Genomic DNA, 16751 nt, shown 5'->3' with positions numbered 1-16751 from the left:
GGCTCATTTGGGCTATACAGATAAGGCATTGACGGGACGGTTTTCAAACGAAAAGCGCCCGCGGCCAGATGGTCGTGGGCGCTTGGCGTGTTGCCTATTGGCTGTACGGCGCAGGACTCGTTACTTGGTCTTAGCCACCAGCAGCGGGTCGCCCAGCTTGACGAGCGGGTTGCCGCCGATAAGCGTTCCAGACTCGCCGACATGGTCGATGCTCTTAAGACGATCGAGCTCGGAGATGATGACGGTCACGATGTCCTCGTGGCCAGCGGCCTTAATGGCATCGCGGTCGAAACTGATGAGCGGCTGGCCTGCCTTGACCACATCGCCCATCTCGACAAAGCGGGCAAAACCCTTGCCGTTCATTTGTACGGTGCCCAGGCCGACATGGATGAACACGCGAAGGCCGTCCTCGGTGATCATGCCAATAGAGTGGTTGGTGACGGTGGTGGCGCCGATGCGGCCGTTAGCGGGCGCATAGATGGTGCCGGTGATGGGCTCGATGCCGTAGCCCTGGCCGAGCATACCCGAGGCGATGGTCTCGTCGGGAATCTCGTTTAGATTGACGAGCACACCGTTAACGGGAGCGTAGATGACGCCTTCGCGGGTGGCGAAGCTTGCTGCGGGCGGTACGGACGCCTCGCCCGACGAGTTGAACGTGGACTTGAGCGAATCGAGCAGACCCATAGATGCCTCCAACGTATCAAGTGCGCATGTAGCGCACGTGTGGTTTGCCGGAAACGTTTCGTGTGTGTTTACCGGCTCGGTCAGCGTCTCTATTTTACGCTGCTCAACGACGGCCCTGAGCTGGGATTATGTGATATATCAGTTGAAGGGAACTTATTGTGGATACGTTTCGATGCCGTGCGTCCAAGTGGGGTACGCTTGAAGGCGATACATAACGTGCGCACGAATCGCGCGAAGGGAGCATATATGATCGTCGAGAGCCATGCGCTGTGGGGCGAGGAGCCGACCGAGGAATATCCGGCGACGTTTACCTATATGGGGGCCGAACCGCTGCCCGGCAAGCCCAATGGCCGTCGCCCGGCAGTGATCATCTGCGGCGGAGGCGCGTTTACGCACATCGCCCCGCATGAGCAAGATCCGGTGGCGTTTGCCTTTTTGGATCACGGGTACCAGACCTTTGTTCTCAACTATGTCACGAGTGGCACGGGTGACGTGAGCTTTCCGCACCCCCAGGCAGATCTTGCCAAGATGGTCGCCACGGTTCGTGCGAATGCCGACGAGTGGCATGTCGATCCCAAGCGCGTGTGCGTTGTGGGATTCTCGGCGGGCGGCATGATTTGCGCCTCGCTGGCAACGCAGTGGAAGACCGGCCCCTTCGCGGCACTTGCCGGGGCGCGTCCGGACGACATTCGTCCCGATGCCGTGGTGCTGGGCTATCCATTGCTCGACTTTGCCTATGTCCGCGACATGCAGACGCGCGATCCGCGCATCGACTTGCGCGTGCCCAAGACAGGTGGCAAGACGGGGCGCGATTTGCTCAACGACTACCTGTCGATGGTGACCGGCGGCGAGGCGACCGAAGAGCACCTGGCCGATATCTGCCCTACCACGCATGTTTCGCGCCAGATGCCCCCGACCTTTGTGTGGGGCGTGTCCGATGACAAAACGGCGCCGATCGCGCAGGTCTATCCGTTTGCTCAGCGCATGGCCGAGGAGGGCGTCGCTTGCGAGATGCACGTCTTTGACCAAGGCGGTCACGGCCTTTCGCTCGGCAATGCCAATACCGCGGTCGACAACGAGGACAAGCAGGTGGCGGTTCGCCCTTGGATTCGCCTAGCCTTCCGCTTCCTGGAGCGCCATCTGTAAGAGTAAGAGGGCCAGTCCCTCCCGTCCCTCATAACTTGCGGTGAAATAGTTCCTGTTTTTGCTGGTTAAAGCCCCAAACAGGAACTATTCCACCGCAACTTCGTTTTGATGCCCGGACCGGAAACCGCGTCCCAGTTTTGCCCCTCAAGGTGGGATACAGTTTCTCGCAGAGGGTCGATCGGGAAAATGCGTCCCGGTCTGAGCGACGATTCCGGGATGCATTTTCCGCAAGATGCCTCAACCGGAAAACGCATCCCGTTTTGAGCTTCAGAGTGGGACGCGGTTTCCCCGAGAGGCCCCATCGGGAAATCGGGGACCGGAATTCGCCTGAGTAGTGGGATGCAGTTTCCGCAGCAGGCTCGTCTGGAAAACCGGGGTCCGGAATCCCCATTGCAACAATCTGTTGATTGAACGTCGCTGCATGTTCGCGCTATCATGCATGGTTAAAATTGGTTAGCCATGGCAAACGGTTAGCAATGGTGAACATAAATGCAACGCCCTGTGGGCGTCGGGGGAGGAACACGGACGTGAAGCTCGATACACTCGAGATTGGAAAGGACGCCGTTGTCGCATCGGTGGCATCGGACGACCAGGCACTCCGACAGCATATTTTGGACATGGGCTTAACGCCGGGCACCGAAGTCACCATGATGAAGTACGCCCCTATGGGCGACCCGCTCGAGATTCGCCTGCGTGGCTACGAGTTGACGCTGCGCAAAGACGATGCTGCTCGCATTGAGCTCGTGGGTATTCACGACACCGATACGAGCCCGCGCGTTAACGCCGCAATCGGCATGACGGAGCACCCGGCGCTCGGTGAGGGGACGTATTCGCCCCGCGCGGCAAAAACGGCCGTGCCCGAGGGCGCGCCGCTGCACTTTGCCCTCGCCGGCAACCAAAATTGCGGCAAGACCACGCTGTTCAACCAGCTGACGGGTTCCAACCAACATGTTGGTAACTTTCCCGGCGTGACGGTCGACCGCAAGGACGGTACTGTCCGTAACCACCCCGAGGCGAGCGTTACCGACCTGCCCGGTATTTATTCGTTGTCGCCGTACACGGGCGAGGAGATTGTCAGCCGTCAATTCATCCTTGACGAGCATCCCGACGCCATCATCGACATCATCGATGCCACCAATATCGAGCGCAACCTCTACCTGACGCTGCAGCTTATGGAGCTCGACTGCCCCATGGTTATCGCGCTCAACATGATGGACGAGGTGACGGCCAACGGCGGCGCCGTGGACGTCAACCTGCTCGAGAGCCTGTTGGGCGTGCCTGTTGTCCCCATTAGCGCTGCCCGCAACGAGGGTATCGGCGAGCTGGTGGATCACGCTCTGCATGTGGCGCGGTTCCGCGAGCGCCCGGGTCGCCTGGACTTCTGCGCGCCCGATGGCCCGGACGGCGGTGCGCTGCATCGCTGTATCCACGGCATTGCCAACCTGATCGAGGACCATGCCGTGACGGCCCACATTCCGCTGCGTTTTGCGGCGACCAAGCTGGTTGAGGGCGACGAGCTGGTGACCGAGGCACTTCACCTGGATCGCAACGAACTTGACGCTATCGAGCACATCATTACCCAGATGGAGGGCGAGGCTGGCACCGACCGCCTGTCCGCGCTGGCCGATATGCGCTTTAGCTTTATCGGCGACGTGTGCGGGCGCTGCGTGGTGAAGCCGCACGAGAGCCGCGAGCACGTGCGCTCCGTTAAGATCGACCGCATCCTGACGGGTCGCTACACGGCCATCCCGGCGTTTCTGGTGATCATGGGCCTCGTCTTTTGGCTGACGTTTGGCGTGATCGGCGCGGCGTTGCAGGGACTTATGGAGGACGGCATCGCTGTCATCATCGCCTCGGCCGATGCGGGTCTCAAGGCGTTCGGAACCAACGACGTGGTGCGCTCGCTGGCTGTCGACGGCGTGCTTACGGGCGTGGGCAGCGTGCTGACCTTCCTGCCGATTATCGTCGTGCTCTTCTTGTTCCTCTCCATTCTGGAAGACTCCGGCTACATGGCGCGCGTGGCCTTTGTCATGGATAAGGTGCTGCGTCGCTTTGGCCTGTCGGGCCGCAGCTTTGTGCCCATGCTCGTCGGTTTTGGCTGCACCGTGCCGGCTATCATGTCGACCCGTACACTCCCATCCGAGCATGATCGCAAGATGACGGTCATGCTCACACCGTTCATGAGCTGCTCGGCCAAGTTGCCGGTTTACGGCTTGCTGTGCGGAGCATTCTTCCCGCAGGCGACGGTCCCAGCCATGGTCTCGCTCTATCTGATTGGCATTGCGGTCGGTTGCATCGCGGCTTTGGTGCTCAACCGCACGGCATTTAAGGGCGACCCGGTGCCGTTTATCATGGAGCTACCCAACTACCGCCTGCCGAGCATCAAGACGACGGTGATGCTGGCGTGGGATAAGGCCAAGGACTTTATTACCAAGGCCTTTACCATCATCTTTGCCGCCACCGTGGTCATCTGGTTCCTCCAGACGTTTGACATCCGCTTTAATGTGGTCGCCGATCAGTCGCAGAGTCTACTTGCCGGTCTGGGTAGCATCATCGCGCCGTTGTTGGCGCCGCTTGGCTTTGGCGACTGGCGTGCATCCACGGCGCTCGTCACCGGACTTATCGCCAAGGAGAGCGTCATCTCGACCCTCACCGTGCTTTTGGATGCAACGTCACCCGCGGCGCTGTCGACCATGTTTTCGCCGTTTACCGCCTACGTGTTCTTGGTCTTTACGCTGCTGTACCCGCCCTGCGTGGCGGCAATCGGTGCCGTCAAGAGCGAGTTGGGCGCGCGCTATGCCGTTGCCGTGTTTGTGTTTCAGGTGACGGTCGCCTGGATCGTGGCGTTTGTCGTGCATTCGGTGGGCATATTGCTGGGGTTGGCTTAGCTATTTATTGACGGCGCAACCTCTGTGTATTGAGTTGTTGATTGCGGCCCCGCATCTGTGCTGACGGATGCGGGGCCGTTGCTATATAATCGCCCACCGCCCAAGACAATCGGAGAGGTTTCCTACATGACTCAGGCAAGACAAGATGGCATCTCGCTCAAGCAGTGGCTCCCGCTTATCGGGCTCGCCTGCTGCGCGTTCGTGTTCAACACATCGGAGTTCATGCCCATCGGCCTTCTGACTGATATTGCCGTATCGTTCTCGCTCACCGAGGCCCAGGCAGGCATCATGATTTCGGTCTACGCCTGGGGCGTCATGCTGCTGTCGCTGCCGCTTATGGTGTTTGCCTCGCGCTTTGAGTTCAAGCGTATGCTGCTCGGCGTGCTCGCCGTGTTCTCTCTGGGTCAGTTCCTGTCCGCCGTGGCGCCCACCTATCCTATTTTGGTCTGTGCACGCCTGGTGGTCGCTTGCGCACATGCCGTGTTCTGGTCGGTCGCCTCGATTATGGCCTCGCGCCTGGTCGACACCCGTCACGGGGCGCTCGCCATCAGCATGATCGCCACGGGCTCGTCCATCGCGCAGATCTTTGGCCTGCCGATCGGCCGCGCCATCGGCCTGGCCGTGGGCTGGCGCATGACGTTTGCCGTGGTCGGGGCCTTTTCTGCCGCCGCGGTGGTGTACCAGGCAGCGGTGTTCCCGGCCATGCCGGCGGGTGAGCGGTTTGCGGTTAAACAGCTGCCCGAGCTGCTCAAGAACCCGTTCCTCATCGCGCTCTACGCGGTCACGGTTTTTATGGCGACCGGCTATTACACAGGCTACAGCTATATCGAGCCCTTCCTGGCGCAGGTCGCGCACGTCGACGCGGGTGCCATTACCATGACGCTGACGGCGTTTGGCTGCTCCGGTCTGGTGGGCAGCTGGCTGTTTGGCCGCCTGTTCGACGGGCACCGCTTCCCGTTTTTGGCTATCACACTCTCCGGCGTGCCAGCGGCCCTGCTGCTCATAGGTTCGGCCGCATCGTCGCTCGCAGCAGTGCTTGCCGTCTGCGTGCTGTGGGGCTGCTGCGCCACGGCCTTTAACGTGGCATTTCAGGCCGAGCTCATCAAGTACACGCCGGCGGATTCGTCGGCTGTCGCCATGTCGATCTTCTCGGGCCTGTTTAATCTGGGTATCGGCACGGGCACCGCGATCGGCGGCGCCGTGGTTTCGGGTCCCGGTATCGCCTGGATCGGCTTCGTGGGCGGGGCGATTGCCGTCGTGGGCGTCATCCTCGCCATCACGGTGATGTTCCCGGCCATACGCCGCGCAAAGCCCGTCGCCTAATCACGTTTCCTCATCAGTTGCGGTGGAATAGTTCCTGTTTAAGGCCTCTGAAGGCCCAAGCAGGAGCTATTCCACCGCAACTTATTTTGGGGGAGGGGATACAAGCTGGGCATACAATGGATGTCGTTGTGTTGAGCTTACCGGGAGGTTGCTATGTGGGCATACGAGACGACGTTCTATCAGATCTATCCGCTGGGCTTTTGTGGAGCTCCGCGCGAAAACGCCGCGCCCGTTGCCGAGGATGAGCTTGCCCAGGCTGCCAACGACGCGCCCAACCCCGATGCCCCCATCATGAAAATCGCCCAATGGGCCGACTACCTGCAGGAACTCGGTATTGGCGCTGTGCTCATCAATCCACCGCTCGAGTCCGATAGCCATGGCTACGACACGCGCAGCCTGCGCCACATCGACCGTCGCCTGGGTGGGGATGCCGACTTTGCCGCCGTGTGCGAGACGCTGCATGCCCACGGCATCCGTGTGGTGCTCGACGCCGTCTTCAACCACGTCGGTCGCGGCTTTTGGGCCTTCCGCGATGTGCAGGAGCGCAAGTGGGACTCGCCCTACAAGGACTGGTTCCACATCAGCTTTGACGGCGACTCGTGCTACGGCGACGGCTTTTGGTACGAGGGCTGGGAAGGCCATTTTGAGCTCGTGAAGCTCAACCTGCAAAACCCCGCCGTGGTCGATTACCTGCTCGAGTCCGTGCGCCGTTGGGCCGATGTCTTTGGCGTCGACGGTCTGCGCCTGGACGTCGCCTATATGCTCGACCGCGACTTTATGCGCCGCCTGCACGCCTTTGCCTGTGAGCTCAAGCCCGACTTTGTGCTGATCGGCGAGACGCTCCACGGTGACTACAACCAGATCGTCAACGACGAGATGCTCGACTCCTGCACCAACTACGAGTGTTACAAGGGACTGTACTCCAGCTTTAACTCGATCAACATGTTCGAGATCGCCCACTCGCTGCACCGTCAGTTTGGCGGCGACCCGTGGTGCATCTACCGCGGCAAGCACCTGCTGTCGTTTGTCGACAACCACGACGTGCCGCGCCTGGCGAGCATCCTTACCGACAAGTCGTGCCTGCGTCCCGCCTATGGCATGCTCTTTGGCATGCCGGGCATCCCGTGCATCTACTATGGCAGCGAGTGGGGAATTGCTGGCGAAAAGGGCGGCCCCGATGGCGACTGGGCGCTGCGCCCTGCGCTCGATGAGCCTGCGCCCAACGAGCTGGCGGCGTTCGTCACACAGCTTGCGCACCTGCGCTCGGCCGACGACGCGGCGGCACGCGCTCTCAGCTACGGCGCGTACCGCAACGTGGTGATCCAGAACAAACAGCTGCTGTTCGAGCGCGCCTGCGACGACGCGACGGTGCTCGTGGCGGTCAATGCCGTGAACGAGCCTTATACCTTTGGAGCCGGCGAACTCAACGGTTCCTTCGTCGACCTACTTGCCGACGATGCACCCACGGTCGAGCTGACGGGTGCGCTTGAACTTGCGCCCTACGAGGTGCGCTATCTGTTGAGGGCCTAGGTCATGGCGGCGTCAGACGAGGGCTATCAACATATTGAGCATGGGTTTGAACCCGTGTTCGACCAGCACTCGCGCGTTTTGGTGCTCGGGTCGTTTCCCTCGGTGCTTTCGCGCGCCAATGCCTTTTATTACGGCAACCCTCAGAATCGCTTTTGGCGCGTGATGGCCGCGTGCCTTGGTGTGCCTGTACCACCCAACGAGGGCGACCCTTTGGTGGGCGGCGAGCCCGAGACGCTCGACGCCTCTATTGCCGCCAAGCGATCCATGCTGCTGAACGGTGGTGTGGCCCTGTGGGATGTGATCGAGAGCTGCGACATTAAGGGGTCGAGCGACGCGAGCATCAAAAACGTTGTGCCGGCATATATCGAACGCATCACTGGAGCTGCGCCCATCGAGCGGGTGGTATGCAACGGAGGTACGGCGGGGCGCCTCTATAAGCGCTATCTACAGGAGCGGACGGGTCTGTCCGCTGTCGTATTGCCGTCAACTAGTCCCGCTAACGCGGCCTGGCGCCTGGAGCGGCTTGTCGAGCGCTGGCGCGAGGCAGTTGACTGGACCGCACGGTAATCTAGATCCTTGATTGAGCATGGGCGTCGAGGCGTTTGATGATGGCATGCCAGATTGGTGCGGGCACGGCGGGCTTGACGCGCACCATGCCGTCGACATCGACACTATCGGCATCGCCGCCGCCAAGCAGCTGCGCATGCTCTATGGAGCAGCCCATGCGCACGGCGCCTACAAGCTTATCCATCGCTTCGGAAAATGGCCGGCGTAAGAGGCCCATACGCGGGGAGTGGCGAAGCGCTGCGATGCCGCTGCCGGCACAGATGACAACGCCGCCACACCACGACAGGTCACGTAGAATACATGCCCGGCGCAGCCGCAAGGCGGTTTCATGTGCCCGTTCGGTGTCCTCGGACCCAGCAAGAACGACGGCGTAGACGCGTGTTTCCGCGATTCCAAGGCGATCGAGCACCTGCTCGACAGCGATCATCGCCTCATCATCAAATGCATCATCAACAGCGAACACCATGCCATCGACTACACCGGCATCATCCACCTCCAAATCGACCGAACGGGGGAGCGCGGTGCCGGAAAGCTGAGCATAGGCGGCGATGGCATCCTGCAGGTCCCAGAGTAAAAACTCAAGATCGGCGCTCTCGGGAATACTGATATACGCAATGGTTTGCAGCGTTTTTGGTACATCGCCGCGTGCAGTTGTCTCCATGCCGCCTCTTTTCCGGTTGGTTTCCGTTTAGGTTACACCGTCTGGTGGCGCGCGGGCGCGCTATCCTAGTGCAACCCTTACGAAAGGAACGCCATGCGACTGCCCATGAACACCTCGCTTGCCACGCTCAAGCCCTCCGGCATTCGCCGGATCAACGCGCTCGCCGCCCAGCACCCGGGGTGCATTGCGCTCGCGCTTGGCGAGCCCGATTTTCCCACGCCCGATGTGATTAGCGCCGAGGTGACCGCTGCGCTGGGCCGCGGTGACACGCACTATCCGCCGAACAACGGCCGTCCCGCCCTGCGCGAGGCGCTGTCTACCTACATGGGAGACGCGGGCCTTACGTTTTCGGCCGACGAGGTCATCCTGACCGACGGCGCGACCGAGGCCCTGTCGGCAACATTTATGGCCATGCTCAACCCCGGCGACGAGGTTATTATCCCCACGCCAGCCTTTGGTCTGTACGAGAGCATCGTCGTGGCCAACCACGCCAAAGCGGTCTTTTTGGATACGGAGCCCGCGCAATTTCAGATTGACGAGGAAGCGCTTCGCGCCTGCGTGACGCCGACGACCAAGGCCATCGTTATCTGCTCGCCCAACAATCCCACGGGCTGTATCCTCGACGCGGCATCGCTCGACGCCGTGGCACACGTGGCAGAGCAAGCGGGCATCTACGTAATCTGCGACGACGTATATAACCGCCTGGTCTATGTGGATGGCTATGAGCGCTTTGCCCAGCGCCACCCGGAGCTGCGTGAGCAGACGGTGGTCATCGAGAGCTTCTCCAAGCCATGGGCTATGACCGGCTGGCGCTTGGGCTGGCTCGCAGCTGCAGCCCCCGTCATCGCCGAGATCGCAAAGGCCCACCAATACTTAGTATCGAGCGCCGTCTCCTTTGAGATGGACGCCGCGGCCCGAGCCCTGACCGTCGACCCAACCCCTATGCTCAAAGTCTACCGAGCCCGCCGCGAACGCGTACTCGCAGCCTTAGATACCATGGGCCTCGACGTAGTGGAACCAGCCGGCGCCTTCTACGCTTTCCCCAGCATCAAACAATTCGGCCTAACAAGCGAAGACTTCTGCATCAAAGCCATCAAAGAAGCCAACGTAGCCCTAGTCCCCGGAGACTGCTTCGGAACCGAAGGCCACGTCCGCTTAAGCTACTGCGTCTCCGACCAAGATCTGGACGAAGGCCTCCGCCGCCTGTCCACCTTCGTCTCAACCCTATAACCATCAGGGACGCAACACATCAGCCCACCGACATAAGGATTGTGAGTGGGGCGCGTCGGCCAACGGCAACCCTGGCTGCCCCAAAGTCAACACAGGTCGCGCCGCCAAAGGCCAGGCGCAAGCTTTTCGTAGATTCCGCACGAGCCGAAGAGCACTAAATGTGCTCTTCGTGCGAGCCCAGGACCTGACCGAGCGAAAAGCTTGCGCCTGGCCTTTGGCGGCGCGACCGAGATGGTGGAATTGTGTGCAGCCAGGGTTGCCGTTGACCGACGCCGGGGTCCCCGCCATAATACTTTCGGTTCACGCACGAATCCGCTGCCAGAGACAGCCGGTGCAAACGGGCATTGCCCGCGAGCTCAATGGGATATCCCGCCAGCCGAGGTGGTCGAGTAGATATGTCTTCTCGCCCCCGTCGCTCATGCAGCGCGGGGGCTTTCTTTTTGGACATGCCCCCGTCACGTCCTTGTGGCGGACCGTGCCCGGAAAGAATTCGAGGAGGTGTAATTCATGCCCCAGCAGTACAAAATCGACAAGGTTGCAGAGATCGAGTCCCGTATCGCCGAGAATGCCGGTCTGTTCGTCGTCAACTACAACGGTCTGACGGTTAAGCAGGCTCAGGAGCTGCGTCATCAGCTTCGCGAGTGCGGCGCCGAGATGAAGGTCTACAAGAACAACCTGGTCAAGATCGCTCTCAAGAACCAGGAGCAGCCCGAGCTCGACGAGATCCTCGCCGGCCCCGTCGCTTATGTGTTCTACGAGACCGAGCCGGTCGAGGCCGCTAAGACCCTTAAGGACTTCTCCGCTAAGTCCAAGGGCGTCCTTGAGATCAAGGGCGGTATCTCCGACGGCAAGGCCGTTTCCGCTGATGATGTTAAGGCTATCGCCGAGCTGCCCACCAAGGACCAGCTTCTCGGCCAGATCGCCGGTCTCATCTCCGGTTTCGCTCGCGACATCGCTGTCTGCGTCAACGGCGTTTCCTCTGGTCTCGCTCGTTCGATCCAGCAGGTCTCCGAGCAGAAGGCAGCCTAGTCGCTGTTTTCACCCGCGGCGGCAACGCCGCACCCCTGGCGCATTCGCGCCGTGTTTTAACTGATCTCCGTGCACAGACACGGAAACCGAAAGGACTTAGAAATGGCTAAGCTTACCACCGATGAGATCATCGATGCTCTTAAGGAAATGACCCTTCTCGAGGCTTCCGAGCTCGTTAAGGCTATCGAGGACACCTTCGGCGTTTCCGCCGCTGCTCCTGCCGCTGTTGTCGCCGCTCCCGCTGCTGGCGCTGCTGAGGCCGAGGAGAAGACCGAGTTTGACGTCGTGCTCGAGGGCTTCGGCGACAACAAGATCCAGGTCATCAAGGCCGTCCGTGAGCTCACCAACCTTGGCCTGAAGGAGGCCAAGGAGGTCGTCGAGAGCGCTCCCAAGGCTGTTCTCGAGGGCGCCAAGAAGGAGGACGCCGAGGCTGCCAAGGAGAAGCTCGAGGCTGCTGGCGCTGCTGTCACCCTCAAGTAATCAGGCTTTCTCGTCAGATTTCTTTGCAGACGGGGTTCGCATTGCGAGCCCCGTCTTTTTTTGTTTTGGCCCCTCATTCCCATTGCTCGGCACGCAGAACACCGCTGTCTTCGCCGTGCCAATCCCGTTACCGCTGGGGCATAAAATTGCACCATTCGAGCAATAATTTGCGTTGACCTGCTGAAGAATTGCGTTTGCCTTACGGCGACGTATGTCTCCGGCGGTAAGATACTTCGGTATCGCAATTTGGTCTGCGGCCGCCGTGCCGCACGCATAGGGCGCATTCTGCGCCTGCGAAAGGATCCTTGAATAACATGAAGGCAATCATCCCCGCCGCCGGCCTTGGCACGCGTTTTCTGCCTGGCACTAAGTGCACGCCCAAAGAGATGCTGCCGGTGCTCGACAAGCCGGTCATTCAGTATGTCGTTGAGGAGGCACTCGACCCCGAGGAGGTCGACGACGCCATCATCGTTACCTCTCCCGGTAAGCCCGAGCTGCTGAGCTACTTCCAGCCCGACCGTTCGCTCGAGAACCTGCTGCGCGAGCGCGGCAAGAACGCCTATGCCGATGCCGTCGCCCACGCTGGCGGTATGCCGGTCGACTTCCGTTATCAGTACGAGCCCAAGGGCCTCGGCCATGCCATTCGCTCGGCGGCCGATGCTGTGGCGGGGGAGAACTTCCTGGTTCTTCTGGGCGACTACGTTGTGCCCAACCATGACATTTGCGACAAGATGCTTGCCGTCTCCAAGGAGCATGGCGGCGCTTCGGTTATCGCTGTTGCCGCGTGTGCTCCCGAGGAGGTCAGCCGCTATGGCGTTATCGCCGGCGAGCGCGTGGGCTCCCTCGAGGGCGCTGAGGGCGTTGGCGATGCCGAGCCTGGCGCCGTGTGGCGTATCGGCGGCTTGGTGGAGAAGCCTGCTCCCGAGGCTGCGCCTTCTAACCTTTACATCGTCGGACGCTATCTGCTGAGCCCGCTGGTCATGGAGCTGCTTGCCGACCAGCAGGCCGGCAAGGGCGGCGAGATCCAGCTGACCGACGCCATGGCCCGTTCGCTCGACCGCGAGGCCATGTACGCCGTCGTCATCGATCCTCTGTCGGGCTACGACACCGGCACGCCTTCTGGCTGGATGGCCACCAACGCCCTTATGGCCGCAAGCGATCCTCGCTTTGCCGATGCCTTCTGGGATGCCATCGACGAGCGCGGCGGCTTGATGCGCAAGTAAACAGCGCTTACGGGTGCGGACTTCGGTCTGCACCCGTTTTTTATTCGGGCTGTGGTCGGGATCCGGAAACTGCGGTCCATTTTTAGGCCGAATTCTGGGATGCGCTTTCCGGCTGAGGACCCTAGCGGAAAGCGCATCCCAGAATATCGGCTCAGGACGGGATGCAGTTTCCCAAACAGGGCTCAACCGGAAACTGCGACCCAGTTTGAGGCCTCAAAACGGGACGCAGTTTCCGCCCGATCAGCCTTCGCCGCCATTCCGCCATTCAGCGACGCGCATCAGCAACTCTGTTCACAGAAAATATATGAACAGGTGTTCGATATACGCACATCTACCTGCGCATTTTCTGTCGAAAAAATTTGCTACTCCAAAAACTCAATCGCGTCAAGGCTTTTCTTGCCCAACGGTCGGTAGCTGATAAACTATTAGGTTGCGATAACTGGCGAAGCTATGCCTCGCCAACCCACCGAGCATTTCCGTGAAGGAGGAAAAACCTGGTGACCTACGCATACACTGCCACTGAGCGCAAGCGCGTCAGCTTCGGGAAAATCCCGGAGGCCATGGAGCTCCCCAACCTTATCTCTGTTCAAAGGGAATCCTTTGAGCGTTTTAAGGACGAGGGCCTTCGTGAGGCGTTTAAGGAATCCAGCCCCATCCAGAGCCAGAACCATGTTCTCGAGGTTACCTTCGGCGAGCATCAGTTTGGCGACCCCGCGCACACCGTCGAGGAGTGCCGCGAGAAGGATATGACCTATCAGGCTCCGCTTCTGACCGACGTCCGTCTCACCAACAAGGAGACTGGCGAGATCAAGGAGCAGCTCGTCTTTATGGGCGACTTCCCCATGATGACTGATCAGGGCACCTTCATCATCAACGGTACCGAGCGTATCGTCGTCTCGCAGCTCGTCCGTTCCCCGGGCGTGTACTTCAGCTCCGAGATGGATTCGGGCAAGCAGATCTACAAGGCTCAGATCATCCCGTCCCGCGGTGCCTGGCTTGAGTTTGAGGTCGACAAGCGTGACCAGCTCATGGTCTCCATCGACCGTAAGCGCAAGCAGAGCGCCACGATGTTCCTGCGCGCCCTTGGTATCGCCGTCACCAACGACGACATCATCGAGCTGCTCGGCAACTCCGATGTGATCAAGCGCACCCTCGAGCGCGATACCGCCCTTACCCGCGAGGATGCTCTTATCGAGATCTACCGTCGCCTGCGCCCGGGCGAGCCTCCCACCGTGGATGCTTCCCGCAGCCTGCTCGAGGGCCTGCTCTTCAACCCGCAGCGCTACGACCTGGCCCGCGTCGGTCGCTACAAGGTCAACAAGAAGCTCAACCTCACCACCGAGGAAGAGGTCACGGTGCTCACCGACGAGGATATCGTCGCTACGTTGCGCTACCTTCTGTCCCTCGCTGCCGGCGAGCAGGGCTTCAAGGTTGACGACATCGACCACTTTGGCAACCGCCGTATCCGCACCGTCGGCGAGCTCGTCGCCAACCAGTTCCGTATCGGCATGAGCCGTATGGAGCGCGTCGTCCGTGAGCGCATGAGCTCCCAGGACATCGACGAGATTACCCCGCAGTCGCTCATCAACATCCGCCCGATCGTGGCCTCCATCAAGGAGTTCTTCGGTTCCTCGCAGCTCTCGCAGTTCATGGACCAGGCGAACCCTCTGACCGGTCTGACCCACAAGCGCCGTCTGTCCGCACTCGGCCCTGGCGGTCTTGCCGGCCACAAGTCGGGCTCCAGCCGCCGCACCAACGTGCCGACGGCCGTCCGCGACGTTCACAACTCGCACTACAGCCGCATGTGCCCGATCGAGACCCCCGAAGGCCCCAACATCGGCCTGATCGGCTCGCTTGCCCTCTACGCCCGCGTCAACGAGTATGGCTTCATCGAGGCCCCGTTCCGCCGCGTCGAGAACGGCGTTGCCACCGACCAGATCGACTGGATGACCGCTGACGAGGAAGAGAAGCACGTTATCGCGCCGGCCAACACGCCGCTCGATCCCAAGACCAACGAGTTCATCACGACCGATGCCGAGGGCAAGATCGTCCGTCCGCATTCCGTGATCGCCCGTACCCGCGACTTCGACGGCTCCTTCGGCGCTCCCGCCGACGTGCCCGTCGAGGACGTCGACTACATGGACGTCTCGCCGCGCCAGATGCTCTCCGTCGCAGCCACGCTGATCCCGTTCCTCGAGCACGACGACGCTAAGCGTACGCTCATGGGCGCCAACATGCAGCGTCAGGCCGTGCCGCTGGTTCACCCCGCCGCTCCCTATGTCGGTACCGGCATGGAGCGTCGCGCCGCCCTGGACTCTGGCGAGGTCACCCTGGCCAAGAACGCCGGCGAGGTCATCTTTGCCGACGCCTCCAAGATTATCGTCAAGCATGCCGGCGGCATGGACGAGTATCACCTGGCCAAGTACCAGCGCTCCAACCAGTCCACCTGCATCAACCACCGCCCGCTCGTGCGCGTCGGCGACACCGTTGAGCAGGGTGAGCCTCTGGCCGACGGTCCTTCGACCGATCACGGCGAGCTCGCACTGGGCCAGAACCTCACCGTGGCCTACATGCCGTGGGAAGGCTTCAACTACGAGGACGGTATCGTCGTGTCCGAGCGCCTGGTGGCCGAGGACCTGCTGACGACCATCAACATCACCCGTCACGAGATCGACGCCCGCGATACCAAGCTCGGCCCCGAGGAGATCACTCGCGAGATCCCGAACCTCTCCGAGGACATGCTTGCCAACCTCGACGAGGACGGCATCATCCGCATCGGCGCTGAGGTCGGCCCTGGCGACATCCTGGTCGGCAAGGTTACCCCTAAGGGCGAGAGCGCTCTGACTGCCGAGGAGCGCCTGCTGCGCGCCATCTTCGGTGCCAAGGCTCACGACGTTCGCGACACTTCCCTTAAGATGCCTCACGGCGCTTACGGCCGCGTCATCGACGTCGTCCGCTTTAGCCGCGAGAACGGCGACGACCTGGCCCCCGGCGTCAACGAGCAGGTGCGCGTCTACGTCGCCCAGCGTCGTAAGATCCAGCAGGGCGATAAGATTGCCGGCCGCCACGGTAACAAGGGTGTTATCTGTAACGTTCTGCCGGTCGAGGACATGCCCTACATGGCTGACGGTACCCCGATCGACGTTATCCTCAACCCGCTGGGCGTTCCTTCGCGTATGAACGTCGGCCAGCTGCTCGAGTGCCACCTTGGCTGGGCTGCTGCCTGCGGTTGGGATACCGAGGATGCCGATTCCGACAAGTACGTCCCCGGTCCGTTCTTTACCGCGACGCCCGTCTTCGACGGCGCCAAGGAGGACGAGATCGCTGAGGTCATCCGTCGTGCCAACAAGAATATGCTCAACAAGGCCACCGCTGCCTTTGGCGATCACATGCGCCCCGAGTTTGTCACCCAGCTTGACGAGCGCGGAAAGACCCGCCTGTTTGACGGCCGTACCGGCGAGGAGTTCCGCGAGCCCATTACCGTGGGTACGTCCTACATCCTCAAGCTCGGTCACATGGTCGACGACAAGATCCACGCCCGTTCGACTGGCCCTTACAGCTTGGTTACCCAGCAGCCGCTGGGCGGCAAGGCCCAGTTCGGCGGCCAGCGCTTCGGCGAGATGGAAGTTTGGGCACTGTACGCATACGGTGCTTCCAACGTCCTGCAGGAGATCCTGACCGTCAAGTCCGACGATACCGTGGGCCGCGTCAAGACCTACGAGTCCATCGTCAAGGGCGAGAACGTCCCGGTTCCGGGTATCCCCGAGTCCTTCAAGGTTCTCGTCAAGGAGATCCGTTCCCTCGCACTGGACATCGAGCCCATGCGCGATGCCGACGAGGACGCCTCCGCCCCCGTGACCGCCGAGGAGACCTCTGCCCTCGATGACCTGGCTGCGCTCGCCGGCGTTGACGCCGACGTCGAGGCCCAGGATGCCGAGACCGCCGAGGCACCCGAGGCTGTCGCCGCCACGACCACTGATAAGGAGTAGT

The 16751-nt window shown here is 61.2% G+C and carries 12 protein-coding genes; 10 read left to right on the top strand and 2 right to left on the bottom strand.

Translation table 11 applies throughout. The features are described from left to right. Positions 1-120 precede the first annotated feature (120 nt). On the bottom strand, positions 121-684 hold the full coding sequence (locus ACTM86_RS01395; RefSeq protein WP_154514730.1) for a PTS sugar transporter subunit IIA: 564 nt from the start codon (positions 682-684) through the stop codon (positions 121-123). Between the two features lie 246 nt (positions 685-930). On the opposite strand from ACTM86_RS01395, the gene ACTM86_RS01390 reads away from it, so the two are divergent. From ACTM86_RS01390 to ACTM86_RS01370, 5 genes are all read left to right on the top strand, one after another. Continuing rightward, complete coding sequence (locus tag ACTM86_RS01390) at positions 931-1830, top strand: alpha/beta hydrolase (protein ID WP_441015078.1); 900 nt, start codon at positions 931-933, stop codon at positions 1828-1830. Between the two features lie 476 nt (positions 1831-2306). Further along, complete coding sequence (gene feoB, locus ACTM86_RS01385) at positions 2307-4718, top strand: ferrous iron transport protein B (RefSeq protein ID WP_441015076.1); 2412 nt, start codon at positions 2307-2309, stop codon at positions 4716-4718. Between the two features lie 126 nt (positions 4719-4844). After that, positions 4845-6041 (top strand): MFS transporter, encoded by a 1197-nt coding sequence (locus ACTM86_RS01380; protein ID WP_427718405.1) that lies wholly within the window; start codon positions 4845-4847, stop codon positions 6039-6041. A 153-nt stretch (positions 6042-6194) separates the two neighbouring features. After that, positions 6195-7571, top strand: coding sequence for an alpha-amylase family glycosyl hydrolase (locus ACTM86_RS01375; RefSeq protein WP_441015074.1), 1377 nt, complete (start codon positions 6195-6197; stop codon positions 7569-7571). 3 nt (positions 7572-7574) lie between these two features. Then, positions 7575-8138 carry a uracil-DNA glycosylase family protein gene (locus ACTM86_RS01370; RefSeq protein WP_441015072.1) on the top strand — a complete coding sequence of 188 codons (564 nt, stop codon included), beginning with the start codon at positions 7575-7577 and terminating at the stop codon, positions 8136-8138. Position 8139: 1 nt separating this feature from the next. Here ACTM86_RS01370 and ACTM86_RS01365 read toward each other — a convergent pair whose 3' ends face one another. Then, on the bottom strand, positions 8140-8799 hold the full coding sequence (locus ACTM86_RS01365; protein WP_441015070.1) for a hypothetical protein: 660 nt from the start codon (positions 8797-8799) through the stop codon (positions 8140-8142). A 93-nt stretch (positions 8800-8892) separates the two neighbouring features. Here ACTM86_RS01365 and ACTM86_RS01360 point away from each other — a divergent pair, with 93 nt between their 5' ends. The 5 genes from ACTM86_RS01360 (at position 8893) to rpoB (ending at position 16750) form a co-directional block, all read left to right on the top strand. Next, positions 8893-10029, top strand: a complete 1137-nt coding sequence (locus tag ACTM86_RS01360; RefSeq protein ID WP_441015068.1) for a pyridoxal phosphate-dependent aminotransferase — start codon at positions 8893-8895, stop codon at positions 10027-10029. Positions 10030-10536: 507 nt separating this feature from the next. Further along, entirely contained in the window at positions 10537-11058 is a 522-nt protein-coding gene (gene rplJ / locus ACTM86_RS01355) for a 50S ribosomal protein L10 (protein WP_117646079.1), read from the top strand. Between the two features lie 102 nt (positions 11059-11160). After that, positions 11161-11538 (top strand): 50S ribosomal protein L7/L12, encoded by a 378-nt coding sequence (gene rplL / locus ACTM86_RS01350; protein WP_154514707.1) that lies wholly within the window; start codon positions 11161-11163, stop codon positions 11536-11538. A 314-nt stretch (positions 11539-11852) separates the two neighbouring features. After that, the gene (locus ACTM86_RS01345; protein ID WP_368136490.1) at positions 11853-12761 is read left to right on the top strand and encodes a UTP--glucose-1-phosphate uridylyltransferase; all 909 of its coding nucleotides are present in this window, start codon (positions 11853-11855) and stop codon (positions 12759-12761) included. Positions 12762-13321: 560 nt separating this feature from the next. Further along, positions 13322-16750 carry a DNA-directed RNA polymerase subunit beta gene (rpoB, locus tag ACTM86_RS01340; protein WP_229770619.1) on the top strand — a complete coding sequence of 1143 codons (3429 nt, stop codon included), beginning with the start codon at positions 13322-13324 and terminating at the stop codon, positions 16748-16750. The last annotated feature ends 1 nt before the right edge of the window (position 16751 follow it).

It is taken from the genome of Collinsella sp. HCP3S3_E11 (genome assembly GCF_052067375.1).
GTDB lineage: Bacteria > Actinomycetota > Coriobacteriia > Coriobacteriales > Coriobacteriaceae > Collinsella.
Note: the sequence above shows the minus strand (reverse complement) of the source record. Positions and strands in the feature narration are given on the sequence as shown.